The organism is Rathayibacter tritici (assembly GCF_001641005.1).
Taxonomy (GTDB): domain Bacteria; phylum Actinomycetota; class Actinomycetes; order Actinomycetales; family Microbacteriaceae; genus Rathayibacter; species Rathayibacter tritici.
Window position 1 is genome coordinate 1,356,360 of sequence record NZ_CP015515.1, and the last position, 17,382, is coordinate 1,373,741.

The following is a 17,382-nucleotide window of genomic DNA, read 5'->3' on the forward strand; positions in this document are numbered from 1 at the left end:
GATGCCGAGTGCGCCGAGGTGACCGGAACTGCCACGCCGATTTCTGCTAGAGCATCATTATTGGCTCTTGTGCTTGTCGCGCTTAATAGTACTTTGCCGAGTCCAGGAGGCTTATGCAAAATACGATTGATCGAGATGGATTTGCGCGTGTCGGTCACGAATAACACCGGCTAATCCGCTTTGATTGAAGAGCAGCCTCTAACAGAAACTCTTCGCAAAGGAACCAGCCGGTGCGCACACAGTCTACTACGGGAATGACGGCCGAGCACTACGCGATCCTCGCCGAACGGATCGAGAACGAGTTCATGTGGCGTCGGCGGCGAGGACGTCCGCGCAGACTTTCCCTCGAGGGAGCATTGCGGGTCACTCTTCTCTATTATCGCCAGAATGTGACCGAGCAGTTGATCGCTGATGTGGTCGGTGTCAGTCAGTCGACCGTGTCGCGAACGATCGCGTCGGTTGAGGCGATGCTCAATGTCGTGATAGACGACGAGCAACCGGACGTCGAGGCCGCGCTCCGCGGGACAACGGCCGTCATCGACGGCACGCTCCTGCCGTGCTGGTCCTGGTCGGACGCGCCAGAGCTGTACTCCGGGAAACACATGACCACGGGGCACAACTGCCAGGTCCTCGCCGATCTCTCCGGTCGGTTGATCCACATTTCGGATCCGATCGCGGGCAAGCATCACGATGCCCACGCGTTTCGAGAAACCGGGTTGGCCGACACCGTTAACCTCTCGAACACGCTGGCCGACAAAGGCTATCAAGGCACCGGAATGGTCACACCAATAAAGAAGAGGCCAAGCGAAGAACATCTGCCAAATTACGCCAAACACCACAATCGCTTCGTGAACACCCACCGCTACGTGATCGAGAGAACAATTGCTAGCATCAAGACCTGGCGGATATTCCACACCGACTACCGGCGGCCACTGCGCACCTTCCGAGATGCCTTCAACGCCGTCCGCGGACTCATCTTTTTCACTCGGCAAAAAACCAATTTTGCATAAGCCTCCAGATATGGCTCATTGACGCTTATGCAAAATTTCCTCGCGCGCCTAGCGAACCGGTTTCCGACCAGGGTTCTTGTGAAGCCCTATCTAAATTTTGCGTTAGCCTCATTCCTGCCTCTCCTCTTTGTCAATTAACACGCGCAAATCCATCTCGATCAATCGTATTTTGCATAAGCCTCAAGGTTTATGATGACGTGCTGGGTCGTGCCTCTCTCAGAAGTTGCCAGGATCTGGGGTCAAGGCCCATCGTTCTACCGAGCGAGACTATCGTCTGAATAACATCGGACGGAAGCGGTTGGTCGACCTCGCTCAGCTCATATGCAAGCTGATCAAGGCAGAGCGCGTATTCCCCGTGGTCGAGGTAGTCCGTGACTCGCTGGGCTTGGTCGGGGTTCATTCTGTCGATCGTCCGTTCGAGTAAGTCGTTTAGCTGCTGCTCGCGTAAGATTCGAAGTTTCTTATCCACTTATTCTCCTTAATTAATTGGAAACGCGGTTATTATGCCTTCCCCAATCGGTTCGACGATGACGCGAATGGTTACGCCATCCCGTAGCCCCTCTACCAAGATTCTTGACGGCTCACCGTTTTTCGCATAGTCGCTTCCTAATGGTCCCTTGTTTTGTTTCCAGCGCAATGAGGGGTCTGTTGCGACGTCGGATACCTCATGCATGATTTTTGCGTCAGACCATTCCGCGGGGAACCTAGTCTTATTCGGGTCCCGGTCTGGGGAGTCCGTCCAACGATGTCCTCCAGCTTTACCTGTGGAGGTCCCGTCGCCTTCGAGGATATGCCTGGTTCGTGAGGGGCTGGCGAGGTTGATGTATTCCTCGGGGACGGGTTTGACGGCGTTGAGCGGTTCGCTCGGGGTGGTGATGTCTGGTGTGAGGGCGTCTGCTTCCTTGCCGAGGAGGTTTCCGCCGGCGCGTCCGGTGCCGGTGAGGCCGCGTCCGAGCAGTGGTCCGTCGGCTCCCATGGCGGCGCCAGCGATTGCGCCGCCGCCGGAGGCTTGGAGGAAGCCGTCGACGGTGTGGGGTCCGGGCCCGGTGGCGTAGGCGTAGGCGTCGCCTGCCGCGCCGGATGCGGCGCCGGAGGCTGCTTCGGAAGCGACGGCGGCTTTGAGGCCGCTGATGCCGGCGGCGCCGAGACGGGCTGCCGTCATGCTGCCGCCGAGGCCTCCGGTGACGGCGGTGAGTGCTGTCTGTCCCCAGTTGACGGAGCCGGTCGTGGCTTTCTGGACGATGACGTCGATTCCGGCGCCGACGAGGCCTGCGCCGATGGGCCCGCCGACGCCGGTCGCCATCAGCACGCCGCCGGCGACGATCATCGCGCCGCCGGCGATGTACTCCCAGTTCTGGGCCATCCAGTCGCCGGCTGCGGCGAAGGCTCCGTTGTTCCCGTCGCGGTAGGCCTGCAGTTGCGTGTCGGTGACTGGGCTCAAACCCGCGGGGTCGAGGGCGTGGACGGGGTCGTTGCCGGCGAAGGAGTACGGGTTCCCCGACCAGGCCGCGCCCCACGTCGGTGATACGGGGTCGGTGGAGAGGAATCCGCGGGTGGCGGGGTCGTAGGCGCGGTGTCCCATCCATTCGAGTCCGGCGAAGGTGAGGGCGCCGGCGGGGGTGACTCCGACGCCGTCGGCGATGGTGGTGGCGGCGGAGGGGTTCCACGGGTCGTGGGCGCTGGTGGAGCGTTCGGCGCGCCAGCCGGGGTCGCTCCACTGGTCGCCGATGCCGATGACGCCGCCCGGTGTGCGCAGGACGGGGGAGTCACCGACGGCAAGGAGATCGGGAGCTCCGCTCGCGTCGTCCCACCACACGTCGGTGCCATCGACGGAGGCGAGGTCGCCGAGCACGTCCACCCAGAGTGCGGTGGTGCGCGGCGCGGAACCCGCATACGAGTGAGAAACCGACGCCAGGCTGCCCATCGCAGACCACGCATAGCTGCGCTCCGTGCCGTCGGAGGAGACCTCGCGGATGCGGCGACCGAGCCCGTCGTGCACGTACTCCACCCGGGTGCCGTCGCTCGACTCCGCGGCGATCAGCCGGCCGCCCGCGTCGTAGTGCCGTGAGTGGACGGTCCCGCCCACCTGCTCGCGCACGAGGCGCCCGGCCGCGTCGAAGCTCCACTCGCGGGCGTCCCCCGACTCGGGTATCGCTGCGATCAGCTGGTGTGCGTCGTCGTACCGGTAGGCGACGGAGCCGTCCGGTCCGCTCACCCCGCTGAGACGTCCGTCCTCGTCTCGCTCCAAGACCGTGGTGGCGCGGCGACCGCCACCGTAGTGCCGGTGCTCGACGAGCGCGCCGTCGCGGAAGACCCACTCCTGGGCCAGGGCGCCCGCGGAAGAGCGCACCAGGCGGCCGGAGCGGTCGTAGCCGAAGGTCGCACGGCCCAGGCCCGGATGCGCGACGGCGGTGACCAGTCCGCGGGCGTCGCGCTCGTATTCGGTCCGCCCGCCGTCGGGATGTACGGCGGCGCTGCGCGAGCCGTCAGCGTCGTACTCCCACGAGACTCCGCGGCCGCCGCGACGGCGCTCGATGAGCCGGCCGCACCGGTCCCACCTCAGCTCGTGCTCGACCGGCTCGCCGGGGGCAGTGCGGTCGGTAATGCGGAGGGCGCGGCCCCGGATGTCCCGGTGCGTCTCGGAGACGACGCGGCCGTCGATCGCGAAGCTCTTCTCGCGGCCGTCGGAATCGTAGTGCCGCTCCCAGCGCGACCCGTCCCGATCCCGCTGCCAGATCTGGCGGCCCGCGGCGTCATAGCCGGCGGTCGTCGAGCGGCCGAGCGGATCGATCACCTCGACGGCCCGGTCGCAGGCGTCGAAACGCCGACGGATCACGCCCCCCATCGGGTCGGTGATGACGGTGTTGCGGCCGCGCTCGTCGTAGTCGAAGCGGGTGACCCCGCCGAGCCCGTCGACCGCCTCGATCAGCTGACCCGCCGCGTCGTAGCGGAACCGTCGCCGGCCTGTCCACGGGTCGCTGACGCGGACCACCCGCCCGAGGGCGTCGTACGCGAACCGGGCCGTGCCGAGGCCAGGGAGCGCGCGCAGGACGACGCGGCCGACGGCGTCGTACTCGATGCGCTCGACCTCGCCCGTGGGCAGCACGGTCCGCACGCGGCGCGAGTCGCGGTCGTAGCCGATCTCGGTGCGGGCCCCGAGCGGATCGATGACGGCGGACGGCCGACCGCAATCGTCGTATTCGAAGGCGGTCACGGCGCCGGTGGGGGAGACGCGCTCGACGACCCTCCCGGCCGCGTCCCGGCGCAGAACCGTGACGGAGCCTTCGCCGTCGACCAGCTCGACCGGGCGTCCGCAGAGGTCGTAGGAGGCGAGCGCCACCGTCTCGTCCTGCTCCTCGACGCGGACAAGGCGGCCGAGCGAGTCGAAGCGGCTCAGCTGCTGCGCGCCGCCGTCGTCGATCCGGAGCGACTGCGGTTCGTGGTGGAGGCCGCGCCGGACACCGGTGGGGTCGATGGTGGCCGTCAGGGCGCCGGTCGCGTTGTGCTCGCGCCGCCATACGCCTCCGCTGGGGTCGACCGTCTCGGTCAACCGGGAGAGGGCGTCGTGGCCGAATCGCCACGACGAGCCGTCCGGCAGGATCGTCTCACTGACGAGGCCGACGTCGTCGAGGACGCGGGATACCGCTCGGCCCAGAGGATCGACGGTGGTGACGGGTGCGCCGTGCTCGCCGTGCTCGATGGTGGTGCGAGCGCCGAGCGGGTCGACGACAGCGATGCGGCGCCCGCCGGTGTCGTACTCGTAGCGCCAGGTCGCGCCGAGGGCGTCGCGCGTCGAGAGCAGCCGCCCCGCCGCGTCGTAGCGGAAGCGGGTCACGGCTCCGGAGGGAGTGACCGCGGCGACGACACGGCCCGCCTCGTCCCGCTCCAGCCGGGCGGTCCCGCCGTCGGCGTCCGTGGTGGCGATCAGGTCGCCGAACCGGTCGTAGCCGAAGCGGAGGCGCACGCCGACGGGATCGACGATCTCGGTGAGGAGGCCGTCGGTCCACTGCAGTGCCGTGCGTCCGCCCTCGGGATCGACGACGAGGCTCGGGTTCCGGTCGGCGTCCTCCGCGTACTCGTAGTGCGTCACGGCGCCGGACTCCGCGACGACCGTCGTCACGCGGTCGTGGTCGTCCCAGCCGACGGTGACGTCCGCGCCGGAGGGGGTCTTCGAGCGGAGGCGGTGACCGCGCGCGTCGTAGGCGTGGACCGTCGTCGCCCCGTCGCGCTCGGTCGCGGAGAGGAGGTTCCCGTGTGCGTCGAAGCTCATCGACTGCCGCCGGCCCGCCGGGTCGAGTACTCCGACCAGGCGTCCACGAGCGTCGGCGACCCAGCTGTTCGCCCGCGTGCCGTCCTCGTCGGAGGCGACGGTGATCCGCCCCGGAAGGTACGCGAAGCGGGTGGTGCGGCCGAACGGCGAGGTCTGGGCGACGACCCTTCGACGGGAGTCGTAGCGGTTGCGGACCTCGGCAACGCCGGCCGTGTCAGTCACGCTCTCGAGCAGGCCGGCCTCGCTCCAGCCGTACCGGCGGGTCCCGGCCGGGCCGGTCGCGGAGACCAGGACCCCGCCCTCGTACTCGAAGTGCACCCGCCGCCCGTCCGACGCCTGGAGAGCGGCGATGCGCTCCCCGGCCCAGACCACGTCGATGCGTCGACCCCGCTCGTGCTGCAGGGCACTGAGGCGGCCCTCGGCGTCGCGTTCGCCGCTCACCCGCGTTCCCGGGCCGGTACTCGATGCACGCCAGATCCCGGACGCCGAGAACTCCCAGCGGCCACCGGCGTTGTCGGAGACGAGGAGAGCGTCGCCGACCCGGTCGAGCCAGAGGTTCTCGCCGTCGGCCCGGTCCCAGCCGTCGTCCCGCCGCGGAAACACCGTCTCCCGGCCGTCGGCGAGCACGAGGGTCGCGCCGTCGTCCGCCAGCCGCAGGCGCACCTCGGCCTCGGAGGACCAGCCGCGCCCGAAGGCGCCGACATGGTCGTCCAGCGAGTTGTAGGCGCGGGCGAAGCGCACTGCCGCGCTGCCACCGGCGAAGCCGAGATCGACTTCGGTCTCGAGGAAGTTGCCGGTGGCCGTGTTGACGGGATCGTCGGCGTAGCCGGTGGTGGGCGGAGCGCCGAACGCCTGCGGCGGAGCGATGATGAGGTCTTGACGCACGAGTGACACGCCGGCCGAGGTGAGGGCGACCGCGAGCGCAGCGTCCGGAAGCGCGATGACGCTTCCCTCGCCGCCGGCCGCCGTGAACGCCTCGGCGATCGTGCCGGCCCAGGTCACGTCCTGGTCGTTCGCGCTCAGCCACTGCTCGAAGCCGGTCACCACCGCGTCGGCCGCGAGCGCGCCCCAGCGGCAGGACGTGGCGAACTCGGCGAGCCAGCCGCGGACGGATGCGAGCGCGCCCCGCAGCTCCACGTTCGCGGTCCTCGACGAATCGGCGAACGAGCGGAGGTCCTCCGGACGGGCCGAGGTGGTGCCTCCGCCCCCTCCTCCTCCGCCGCCGGGGAGGGGGTTCTGCCGGCTCTTGATCGGGGACGGATCGACGCTGACGCACAGCGGTGTCGCCGGCGGACCCACGGGCGGCTCCTCCTCGCCGAACAGGCCGTCGTGCAGATGCTCGAGGAGGTTCCGCGCGTACTGCTGGCGTTTCCACTCCCGCGCGACGAGGCGCCGCTTCTGCTCGGCGAGCGCCTCGCGGGCGAGCTGCTGCACCGCGTCCCCCACCTCGCGCAGGCGGCCGACGAGCTCGCCCGCATCCGCGGACGCCACCCGCGCATTCTCTGCGAAGAGCTCGGCGAACCAGCCGCGGAACTCGGCGCTCGCCGCGGTGACGAGGGCGGCCCGCGAGCCCGCCTGGCCCTCGATCGTGGCAGCGGCGGAGCGGACCGCGCCGGTCAGCTGTTCTGCCGTCGCATGACTGAAGACAACGTTCTCCTCGATCGCGCCCAGATCCGCCACAGTGACTCCTCTCGCCCCGGCGATGAACCCGGCGCTCGTCGCACCGGCGCCCGCTCCTGCCGCCCGCACATCGCGGTCCCGGTCGGCCGAGAAGCGCACCGAGGAAGGCTCGCGTATGGTAATCACGTGGGGTCGGACAGCGGCGGCGGCTGGCGCGTCCTCTGGCGTGGATCGTCGGTCGGAGGCGGTGCCGTCCGTTCTTCTCGCGGGAAAGGGCTCGTCGACTACACTCGACGGGTCAGCCGGACCGGCCGATATCGCCGCGCCCGCGCATCCGGGCTCGCCGGCGCAGACTTCCACCGAAACGGATTCCCCTTCGCATGGCCTCTACCACCGACATCAAGAACGGCACCGTCCTCAGCATCGACGGCCAGCTCTGGAACGTCATCGACTTCCAGCACGTCAAGCCGGGCAAGGGCGGCGCCTTCGTCCGCACCAAGATGAAGAATGTCCTCACCGGCAAGGTCGTCGACAAGACGTTCAACGCAGGCGCGAAGATCGACACGGCCAATGTCGACCGCCGCGACTTCCAGTACCTCTACCGCGACGGCGCGGACTTCGTCTTCATGGACACCAGCGACTACGACCAGATCACCGTCCCCGAGGCGGTCGTGGGCGACGCGGCGAATTTCATGCTCGAGAACCAGAACGTGACCCTCGCCCTGCACGATGGCGACCCGCTGTACATCGACCTCCCCGCCTCCGTCGTGCTCGAGATCACCTACACCGAGCCGGGCCTGCAGGGCGACCGCTCGACCGGCGGCACCAAGCCCGCGACGGTGGAGACCGGCTACCAGATCCAGGTCCCGCTCTTCCTGGAGCAGGGCACGAAGGTCAAGGTTGACACCCGCACGGGTGACTACCTCGGCCGCGTCAGCTGAGCCGGGTCTGCCGTGAGTGCTCGCACGAAGGCGCGGAAACGCGCTCTCGACATCCTCTACAACGCCGACGTCCGGCAGATCAGCTTCGCCCAGTCGTTGCGCGCCGAGGCGGAGCGGGCGGCGAACGAGCCGGCTCGCGAGGCGTCGTGGCTCTACGCCCGCGAGATCGTCGACGGGGTCATCGACCATGCGGACGAGATCGACGCGCTGATCGCGCAGCTCGCGCAAGGCTGGACGCTGTCGCGGATGCCGCTGGTCGACCGGGCCATCCTGCGGATCGGCGTTTGGGAGATCCTGCACAACGACGAGGTGCCCGACGGTGTCGCCATCGCGGAGGCGGTCGAGGCGGCGACGTTGCTGTCGACGGACGACTCCGCCGGCTTCATCAACGGCCTGCTCGCCTCGGTCGCGGAGTCGCGCGCGACCGCGTGAGCGCTGCTCGCCCGCTCCGGTTCGGATCACCTCCGGCTCGCAGAACCGGCTTCGGCTCGTCGAATCCCTTCGATTCTGCGAGCCGAACGTGTTTTCGCGAGCCGGAGGTGGGACAGGCGGGCGGGTTGGTGGCCCCTATACTCGTCACGGCTTTTCCTTTAACAGCCGTCCTGTGAGGCGGGGAAGGAGGTCGGTGTGACGGCACGAACTGTGCTGAACGGCGCTGACATCACGCGTGCGCTCACGCGCATCGCTCACGAGATTCTCGAGTCGAACCGCGGCCCCGAGTCGCTGGTCATCCTGGGGATCCCCACCCGCGGCGTCGCCCTCGCGCAGCGTATCGCCGAGACGATCGGCCGGATAGAGCCGCACGCGGTCCCCGTGTTCGCCGGATCCCTCGACGTGACGATGTACCGCGACGATCTCGCCCGGCACCCGGTGCGCACCCCGGCACGGACCGCGGTCCCCGCGCGCATAGACGGCCGCACTGTGGTTCTCGTGGACGACGTCCTCTTCTCGGGCCGCACCATTCGCGCCGCGCTCGACGCCCTCAGTGACATTGGCCGCCCGCGCGCCGTGCGGCTGGCCGCGCTGGTTGACCGCGGGCACCGCGAGCTTCCGATCCGGGCCGACTTCGTAGGAAAGAACCTGCCGAGCAGCCTGAGCGAGCGGATCAACGTGCGCCTCGTCGAGACGGACGGCGAGGACCTGGTCGCGATCGAGTCGAACGACGACGAGGAGCTCACGCGATGAAGCACCTGCTCTCGACCCGCGACCTCGACCGCGCGAGTGCGATCGCCCTCCTCGACATCGCCGAGGACATGGCGGACGTGCAGAACCGCGAGGTCAAGAAGCTGCCGACCCTGCGCGGGAAGACCGTGGTCAACCTCTTCTTCGAGGACTCCACCCGCACGCGGATCTCGTTCGAGGCGGCGGCGAAGCGGCTCTCGGCCGACGTGATCAATTTCAGCGCGAAGGGCTCCAGCGTCTCGAAGGGCGAGAGCCTGAAGGACACCGCGCAGACCCTCGCGGCGATGGGCGCAGACGGTGTCGTCATCCGCCACAGCGCCTCCGGTGCGCCTGCGGTGCTGGCGGCGAGCGGCTGGATCGACGCGTCGATCCTGAACGCCGGCGACGGCACGCACGAGCACCCGACCCAGGCGCTCCTGGACGCGTTCACCATCCGCCGGCGCCTGCACGGAGCGGCCGCGTCGCGCGGCAAGAGCCTCGACGGCGTCGCGGTCACGATCGTCGGCGACATCCTGCACTCACGGGTGGCGCGCTCGAACGTCTGGCTGCTGACGGCCCTGGGCGCTGAGGTGACGCTGATCGCGCCGCCGACCCTGGTGCCGGTCGACACCCGCGACTGGCCCGCGACCATCCGTTTCGACCTCGACGAGGCGATCGATGCGGGCCTACCCGACGTGGTGATGCTCCTGCGCATCCAGCTGGAGCGGATGTCGAGCGGGTTCTTCCCCAACGGGCGGGAGTACGCGCGGATCTGGGGGCTCGACGATGAACGACTCGCTCGCCTGGGTCCCGATACCATCGTGATGCACCCCGGCCCCATGAACAGGGGCGTCGAGATCTCCTCGGCCGCCGCCGATTCGAGCCGCTCCACGGTGCTCGAACAGGTCACGAACGGCGTGTCCGTCAGGATGGCCGCGCTCTACCTGCTGCTGTCCGGCGAACGGGAGGTCCACCGATGAGCACTGCGCCGCCACCGAGGAGCACTGCGCCGCTCCCCACGAGCACTGCGCCGACCGAGCGGATCCTGATCTCCGGGGCGACGTTCGCCGACGAGTCGACCGCCGACCTCCTGATCGACGGGGGCGTGATCGTCGAGATCGGCGCCGATCTCGATTCGAGTGGCGCGCGCGTGATCGACGCCGACGGCCTGCTGGCGCTGCCCGGCCTGGTCGACCTGCACACCCACCTTCGTGAGCCCGGCTTCGAGCAGAGCGAGACCATCCTGACCGGTACCCGTGCCGCGGCCGCCGGCGGCTTCACCGCTGTCTTCGCGATGGCGAACACCTCGCCGGTGCAGGACACCGCGGGCGTGGTCGAGCAGGTACAGAGTCTGGGCGAGGACGCCGGCTACGCGACGGTCCGCCCGATCGGCGCGGTCACCGTGGGCCTGGCGGGGGAGTCGCTCGCCGAGCTCGGCGCGATGGCCCGTAGCCGCGCCGCCGTGCGCGTCTTCTCGGACGACGGGAGGTGCGTGTCGGACGCGCTGCTGATGCGCCGAGCGCTCGAGTACGTCAAGGCGTTCGACGGGGTCGTCGCCCAGCACGCGCAGGAGCCGCGCCTCACGGTCGGCGCGCAGATGAATGAGGGAGCCGTGTCTAGCGCTCTCGGGCTCCAGGGCTGGCCGGCCGTCGCGGAGGAGGCGATCATCGCCCGCGATGTGCTCCTCGCCGAGCACGTCGGCTCGCGCCTGCACGTCTGCCACGTCTCGACCGCGGGCTCCGTGGACGTCCTCCGCTGGGCGAAGGCGCGCGGGATCGACGTAACGGCGGAGGTCACGCCGCACCACCTCCTCCTCACCGAGCAGGCCGTCGCGGGTCAGGACGGCCCGAGCTACGACGCTCGCTTCAAGGTGAACCCGCCGCTGCGCCGCGACGAGGACGTGCTCGCGCTCCGCGAGGCCCTCGCCGACGGCACGATCGATATCGTCGCTACCGATCACGCCCCGCATCCGGTCGAGGCGAAGGACTGCGAGTGGGACGCCGCCGCGTTCGGCATGGTGGGTCTCGAGAGCGCACTGAGCGTCGTGCACGCCGCTGTCGTCGAGGACGGCCGGATGAGCTGGAGGGATGTTGCGCGGGTCCTCTCCTCCGCGCCCGCTCGCATCGGCAGGCTGAGCGGCTACGACCGCGGTCTGGTCATCGGTGCTGCCGCGAACGTGGTGCTCTACGACCCGGAGGCGCGCCGCCGGTTCTCGGCGGGAGATCTGCGCGGCCGCAGCCGCAACTCCCCGTACCTCGGCCGCGAGTTGCCGGGCCGGGTCGTCGCGACGCTGCACCGGGGCTTCCCGACCGTGCTCGACGGCGAGCTCGTCGACGCGGCCGTCGTCGCCGCCTCCGCGAAGGCCTCCCGTGGATAGGGCCGCGATCACGATCGTCATCGCCGCGGTCGTCGTCCTCGTCTTCGTCGGGATGCTGCTCTCGTGGCGCGCGCGCCGCCGCCGATCGGCCGATCTCGCGCCGGAGCCGGTTCCCCCCTCGTCGCTGGGCGCCGAGGTCGAGCGCGTCGAGCTGCCCTACGTCGCCACGACCCGGTTCGAGCAGCCGCTCGAGCGGGTCGTGCTGCCCGGGTTGGGCTTCCGGGGCAATGCCGTGCTGCGTCTGCACGAGCGCGGGGTCGTGATCGCCCCCGTCGGCGAGCGCGAGACCGTGATCCCGGCGGCGCTGCTGCGCGGAGCCGGTCAGGGCAGCTACGTGATCGACCGCGCCGTCGAGGAGGGCGGGCTTCTCGTGCTCTCGTGGTCGCCACGCGGCGAGGAGAGCGTCGACAGTTACCTCCGCGTCGCCGAGCCGGCCCTCCGCGAGCACCTGGTCGCCGAGTTGCAGCGCCTCGCCGGCCCCCGTTCCTCCCCCTCCCACCCCGGAGCCGCCGACGGCGGCCCCGACACGACCCAGAAGGGCTCCTAGTCCGTGCCAACGACACGCCTCAGCACCGAACCCACCGCCGTCCTCGTCCTCGAGGACGGACGACGATTCACGGGTCAGGCCTACGGCGCCCGAGGCCGCACCCTGGGTGAGATCGTCTTCGCGACCGGCATGACCGGCTACCAGGAGACGCTGACCGACCCGAGCTACGCCGGCCAGATCGTCGTGCAGACGGCCCCGCATATCGGCAACACCGGGACCAACGATGAGGACAGGGAGTCGCGCCGCATCTGGGTCGCGGGCTATGTCGTCCGCGATCCCTCCCGGGTCGTCTCCAACTTCCGCGCGCAGCGCTCGCTCGGCGACGACCTCGACTCCGACGGCATCGTGGGCATCTCGGCTGTCGACACCCGGGCGATCACTCGCCATATCCGCTCGGCAGGGTCGATGCGCGCCGGCGTGTTCTCGGGCGAGGACCTCGCTCTCCCGCAGGAGGAGCAGCTCGCGCTGGTCCTCGGCGGCCGTCAGATGCAGGGGCTAAACCTCTCCTCCGCTGTGTCGACCGACGAGCAGTACGTGGTGCCCGCCCGCGGCGAGCGCGTCGGCTCGGTCGCGGTGATCGACTTGGGCGTGAAGACCTCGACGGTGCACTACCTCGCGGAGCGCGGCTTCGACGTGCACGTGCTGCCCGAGTCGGCGTCGGCGGAGCAGGTGCTCGCCCTGGACCCGTCCGCGCTGTTCTTCTCGAACGGCCCCGGTGACCCCGAGGCCTCGGACCGCCACGTCGAGCTGCTGCGCACGACCCTGCGCGCCGACCTGCCGTTCTTCGGCATCTGCTTTGGCAACCAGCTGCTCGGCCGCGCACTCGGCTTCGGCACCTACAAGCTCCCGTTCGGCCACCGCGGGATCAATCAGCCCGTGCTCGACAAGCTCACCGGCCGCGTGGAGATCACCTCGCAGAACCACGGTTTCGCGGTGGACGCGCCGATCGAGGGCGAGCTCGACTCGCCGGAGGGCTTCGGTCGCGTCGAGGTGAGCCACTACTCCCTCAATGACTCGGTCGTGGAGGGGCTGCGCTGCCTCGACATCCCCGCCTTCTCGGTGCAGTACCACCCGGAGGCGGCGGCCGGCCCGCACGATGCCAATCACCTCTTCGATCGCTTCCGCGACATGGTCGTTGAGCGTTCGGTCGGGCGAGAGCGCTCGGCCGGGCGGCACGCCTCGGAGCCCACGGGCAGCCCCACGACCAGCAGCATCCCCACGAATAGCAGCATCGGAGAGCAGAAGTAATGCCGCGCAGGGAAGACATCCAGAGCGTTCTCGTCATCGGCTCCGGCCCGATCGTCATCGGGCAGGCTGTCGAGTTCGACTACTCCGGTACTCAGGCCTGCCGCGTGCTGCGCGCCGAGGGGGTGCGCGTGATCCTGGTCAACTCCAACCCGGCGACGATCATGACCGACCCCGACTTCGCCGACGCCACTTACGTCGAGCCGATCACCCCGAAAGCGATCGAGGCGATCATCGCCAAGGAGAAGCCGGACGCGATTCTGCCGACCCTCGGCGGCCAGACGGCCCTGAACGCGGCGATTCAGCTGCACGACCTCGGAATCCTCGAGAAGTACGGCGTCGAGTTGATCGGAGCGAGCTTCGAGGCAATCAACCGCGGCGAGGACCGCCAGATCTTCAAGCAGCTGGTGCTCGACGCGGGCGCGGACGTTGCCAAGTCGTATATCGCGCACACCGTGGAGGAGGCGATCGACTACGCCGAGGACCTCGGTTACCCGCTCGTCATCCGCCCGTCGTTCACGATGGGTGGCCTCGGTTCCGGATTCGCGTACACCCGCGAGGAGCTGGTGCGGATGGTCGGCGACGGCCTGCACCAGAGCCCGACCACCGAGGTGCTCCTGGAGGAGTCGATCCTCGGCTGGAAGGAGTACGAGCTCGAGCTGATGCGCGACACGGCCGACAACACGGTCGTCGTCTGCTCGATCGAGAACGTCGACCCCGTCGGCGTGCACACCGGCGATTCGATCACCGTCGCTCCGGCGCTGACCCTGACCGACCGCGAGTACCAGAAGCTGCGCGATATCGGTATCCGGATCATCCGGGACGTGGGAGTGGACACCGGCGGCTGCAACATCCAGTTCGCGATCGATCCCGCCGACGGCCGGATCATCGTGATCGAGATGAACCCGCGCGTCTCCCGTTCCTCCGCCTTAGCGTCGAAGGCGACCGGCTTCCCGATCGCCAAGATCGCCGCGAAGCTCGCGATCGGGTACCGCCTCGATGAGATCCCGAACGACATCACGAAGGTCACACCGGCGAGTTTCGAGCCGACGCTGGACTATGTCGTCGTCAAGGTGCCACGGTTCGCGTTCGAGAAGTTCCCGGCCGCGGACAAGACGCTGACCACCACCATGAAGTCGGTGGGTGAGGCGATGGCGATCGGCCGCAACTATGCGCAGGCGCTGCAGAAGGCCCTCCGCTCGCTCGAGAAGCGCGGCTCGTCGTTCCACTGGGGCAGCGAGGAGCGCTCGGTGGACGAATTGCTCGAGATCGCGAAGACCCCCACCGACGGTCGCATCGTCACCGTGCAGCAGGCGCTGCGCCGGGGAGCGAGCATCGAGCAGGCGTTCGAGGCCACGAAGATCGACCCCTGGTTCCTCGACCAGATCGTGTTGATCAACGAGATCGCGGAGCTGGTGCGCGAGCACGACGGGCTCGACGCGGGGCTGCTCCGCCTGGCCAAGGACCACGGCTTCTCGGACGCGCAGATCGCCGAGCTCCGCGGACTCGATGAGGCGGAGGTGCGGCGCACCCGCCACGCGCTCGACGTGCGCCCGGTCTACAAGACCGTCGACACCTGCGCGGGCGAGTTCCCGGCGCTCACGCCCTACCACTACTCCTCCTATGACGAGGAGACGGAGGTCGTGGCCGCCGACCGCCGCAAGGTCGTCATCCTCGGCTCCGGCCCCAACCGCATCGGGCAGGGGGTCGAGTTCGACTACTCCTGCGTGCACGCCTCGTTCGCCCTCTCGGCCGCGGGCTTCGAGACGATCATGATCAACTGCAACCCCGAGACCGTCTCGACCGACTACGACACCTCCGACCGCCTCTACTTCGAGCCGCTGACGCTGGAGGACGTGCTGGAGGTGATCCACGCGGAGTCGCAGTCGGGCGAGCTCGTCGGCGTGGTCGTGCAGCTGGGCGGCCAGACCGCTCTGGGACTCGCGGCGGGCCTTGAGGCGGCCGGCGTGCCCATCCTCGGCACCACCCCCGCGAACATCGACCTGGCGGAGGAGCGCGGCGCCTTCTCGCGCATCCTCGACGAGGCGGGCCTGCTCGCTCCGCGCAACGGCACGGCGACCGACCTCGACGGCGCCCGTGAGGTCGCAGTCGAGATTGGCTACCCGGTCCTCGTCCGGCCCTCGTTCGTGCTCGGCGGGCGCGGCATGGAGATCGTGTACGGCACCCTGCAGCTCGAGGACTACTTCGAGCGGATGGCTGGCGAGGGGATCATCGACGAGGCGCATCCGCTCCTGGTCGACCGTTTCCTCGACGACGCGATCGAGATCGACGTCGACGCCCTCTTCGACGGCGAGCAGCTGTACATCGGTGGCGTCATGGAGCACATCGAGGAGGCCGGTATCCACTCCGGCGACTCGGCCTGCACTCTGCCGCCGGTGACGCTGGGCCGCCGCCAAATCGACCAGGTGCGGGAGGCGACCCTCGCCATCGCCCGCGGCGTCGGCGTCCGCGGCCTGCTCAATGTGCAGTTCGCCATCGGCCAGGGCGTGCTCTACGTGCTGGAGGCGAACCCGCGCGCCTCCCGCACGGTGCCGTTCGTCTCGAAGGCGCTCGGCATCCCGCTCGCCAAGGCCGCCTCGCGCCTGATGGTCGGCGAGACGATCGCGGCGCTGAAGGCCGAGGGGCTCCTCCCCGAGTGCGACGGGTCCGACGTGCCGATGGACTCGCCCATCGCCGTGAAGGAGGCGGTCCTGCCGTTCAAGCGCTTCCGCACCAAGGAGGGCCAGATCGTCGACTCGCTGCTCGGCCCCGAGATGCGCTCCACGGGTGAGGTGATGGGGATCGATCGCGACTTCCCGCGCGCGTTCGCCAAGAGTCAGGACGCGGCGTACGGCGGTATGCCCGCCAGCGGCACGGTCTTCATCTCGGTCGCCGACCGCGACAAGCGCTCGATCGTGCTGCCGGCGCTGCGGCTGCGCCAGCTCGGCTTCGAGCTTCTCGCGACCGAGGGCACGGCTGAGGTGCTGAACCGCAACGGCATCCAGGCCCGCGTGGTGCGCAAGTACAGCGAGAGCGCCGAGGGCGATGCGCCCTCGATCGTCGAGCTGATCAGCCGGGACGAGGTCGATGTGGTGATTAACACGCCCAGCGGAGGAGCGACCCGCGCCGACGGCTACGAGATTCGCGCCGCCGCGGTTGCCGCCGACAAGCCGCTGTTCACGACCATCGCCCAGCTCGCGGCCGCTGTCGCCTCGCTGGACGCGGCGAACGAGCCCTTCGAGGTGACCAGCCTGCAGGACTACGCGCGGCGCCGCGCGGAGCGGACGGCGTGATCACCCGCGCGGTGGGCGCCGCCTCCTTCGGCTCACGCCTCGAGGCGGCGTTCGCCGCGCACGGACAGCTGTGCGTGGGGATCGATCCGCACTCCTTCCTCCTCGACGCCTGGGGGCTGGCCGATGACGCGGGCGGGCTCGAGCGCTTCGGCCGCACCGTCGTCGACGCCGCGGCCGGGCGGGCCGGCATCGTGAAGCCGCAGGTCGCCTTCTTCGAGCGGCACGGCTCCGCGGGGTACGCCGCCCTCGAGCGCGTGCTCGCCGACGCCCGAGCGGCCGGGCTACTGGTGATCGCCGACGTCAAGCGCGGCGACATCGGCACCAGTGCGACCGCCTACGCCGAGGCCTGGCTCCGGCCCGGCTCGCCGCTGGAGGCGGACGCGATGACCGCGGCCGCCTACCAGGGCCTCGGCTCGCTCGGGGGGATGCTGACGCTGGCGGAGGAGGCGGGCAAGGGCGTGTTCGTGCTCGCCGCCACGTCCAACCCGGAGGCACGGCTCGTGCAGCGCGCGCTCGTGCAGGACGGCGACCGGGCGGGAACGACGGTGGCACACGCGGTCGTGGCGGACGTGGCATCCTGGAACGACGCTCATGCTCGCGCGCCGATCGGCTCGGTCGGCGTGGTGCTCGGCGCCACCGTCGCCCTGAGCGACTTCGGCATCGGCACCGACGAGCCGCTGCACCCCGCACTCCCGGTGCTCGCGCCCGGCTTCGGCCACCAGGGCGCCGCTGTCGCGGACGCGCAGCGGTTGTTCGGCGCGTGGAGCGCCGCCACCATCGTCAGCGAGTCGCGCAGCGTGCTCGGCGCCGGCCCCTCCGGGATCGCTGCCGAGATCGCCCGACGCGCGACCGACATCCAGGAGACCCTTGTCCGCTGAAACCGTCAGCCCCGACCCCGGCGCCCCGTCGCGCCCGGAG

At 69.5% G+C, this 17,382-nt stretch carries 12 protein-coding genes; 10 read left to right on the forward strand and 2 right to left on the reverse strand.

Annotation, left to right across the window (positions count from 1 at the left end):
- Positions 1–254: 254 nt before the first annotated feature.
- Positions 255–1,010, forward strand: coding sequence for a transposase family protein (locus tag A6122_RS06195; protein WP_084415693.1), 756 nt, complete (start codon positions 255–257; stop codon positions 1,008–1,010).
- Positions 1,011–1,197: 187 nt separating this feature from the next.
- Here A6122_RS06195 and A6122_RS06200 read toward each other — a convergent pair whose 3' ends face one another.
- Both A6122_RS06200 and A6122_RS06205 read right to left on the reverse strand, forming a co-directional pair.
- Entirely contained in the window at positions 1,198–1,479 is a 282-nt protein-coding gene (locus A6122_RS06200) for a MafI family immunity protein (protein WP_068252815.1), read from the reverse strand.
- Between the two features lie 9 nt (positions 1,480–1,488).
- Positions 1,489–7,059 carry a DUF6531 domain-containing protein gene (locus A6122_RS06205; RefSeq protein WP_068252818.1) on the reverse strand — a complete coding sequence of 1,857 codons (5,571 nt, stop codon included), beginning with the start codon at positions 7,057–7,059 and terminating at the stop codon, positions 1,489–1,491.
- A gap of 221 nt (positions 7,060–7,280) precedes the next feature.
- Between A6122_RS06205 and efp the strand changes: the two genes are divergently transcribed.
- The 9 genes from efp to pyrF all read left to right on the forward strand — a co-directional run bounded on the left by efp (position 7,281) and on the right by pyrF (position 17,342).
- Positions 7,281–7,841: an elongation factor P gene (gene efp, locus A6122_RS06210; protein ID WP_068210208.1), complete on the forward strand. Its 561-nt coding sequence runs from the start codon at positions 7,281–7,283 to the stop codon at positions 7,839–7,841.
- Between the two features lie 12 nt (positions 7,842–7,853).
- A complete protein-coding gene (gene nusB / locus A6122_RS06215; RefSeq protein WP_068252820.1) occupies positions 7,854–8,273 on the forward strand; it encodes a transcription antitermination factor NusB in 420 nt (139 codons plus the stop codon).
- A gap of 195 nt (positions 8,274–8,468) precedes the next feature.
- Positions 8,469–9,026, forward strand: a complete 558-nt coding sequence (gene pyrR / locus A6122_RS06220; protein ID WP_068252823.1) for a bifunctional pyr operon transcriptional regulator/uracil phosphoribosyltransferase PyrR — start codon at positions 8,469–8,471, stop codon at positions 9,024–9,026.
- The gene (locus tag A6122_RS06225; protein WP_068252829.1) at positions 9,023–9,982 is read left to right on the forward strand and encodes an aspartate carbamoyltransferase catalytic subunit; all 960 of its coding nucleotides are present in this window, start codon (positions 9,023–9,025) and stop codon (positions 9,980–9,982) included. Before pyrR ends, A6122_RS06225 begins: the two co-directional genes overlap by 4 nt.
- Complete coding sequence (locus A6122_RS06230) at positions 9,979–11,379, forward strand: dihydroorotase (protein ID WP_068252832.1); 1,401 nt, start codon at positions 9,979–9,981, stop codon at positions 11,377–11,379. Before A6122_RS06225 ends, A6122_RS06230 begins: the two co-directional genes overlap by 4 nt.
- Positions 11,372–11,926: a PH-like domain-containing protein gene (locus A6122_RS06235; RefSeq protein ID WP_068252834.1), complete on the forward strand. Its 555-nt coding sequence runs from the start codon at positions 11,372–11,374 to the stop codon at positions 11,924–11,926. The genes A6122_RS06230 and A6122_RS06235 overlap by 8 nt, the downstream gene beginning before the upstream one ends.
- A 3-nt stretch (positions 11,927–11,929) precedes the next feature.
- Positions 11,930–13,174, forward strand: a complete 1,245-nt coding sequence (gene carA / locus A6122_RS06240) for a glutamine-hydrolyzing carbamoyl-phosphate synthase small subunit (protein WP_084415853.1) — start codon at positions 11,930–11,932, stop codon at positions 13,172–13,174.
- Entirely contained in the window at positions 13,174–16,464 is a 3,291-nt protein-coding gene (gene carB, locus A6122_RS06245) for a carbamoyl-phosphate synthase large subunit (protein ID WP_068252837.1), read from the forward strand. Before carA ends, carB begins: the two co-directional genes overlap by 1 nt.
- Positions 16,461–17,342, forward strand: a complete 882-nt coding sequence (pyrF, locus tag A6122_RS06250; RefSeq protein WP_373408454.1) for an orotidine-5'-phosphate decarboxylase — start codon at positions 16,461–16,463, stop codon at positions 17,340–17,342. Before carB ends, pyrF begins: the two co-directional genes overlap by 4 nt.
- The last annotated feature ends 40 nt before the right edge of the window (positions 17,343–17,382 follow it).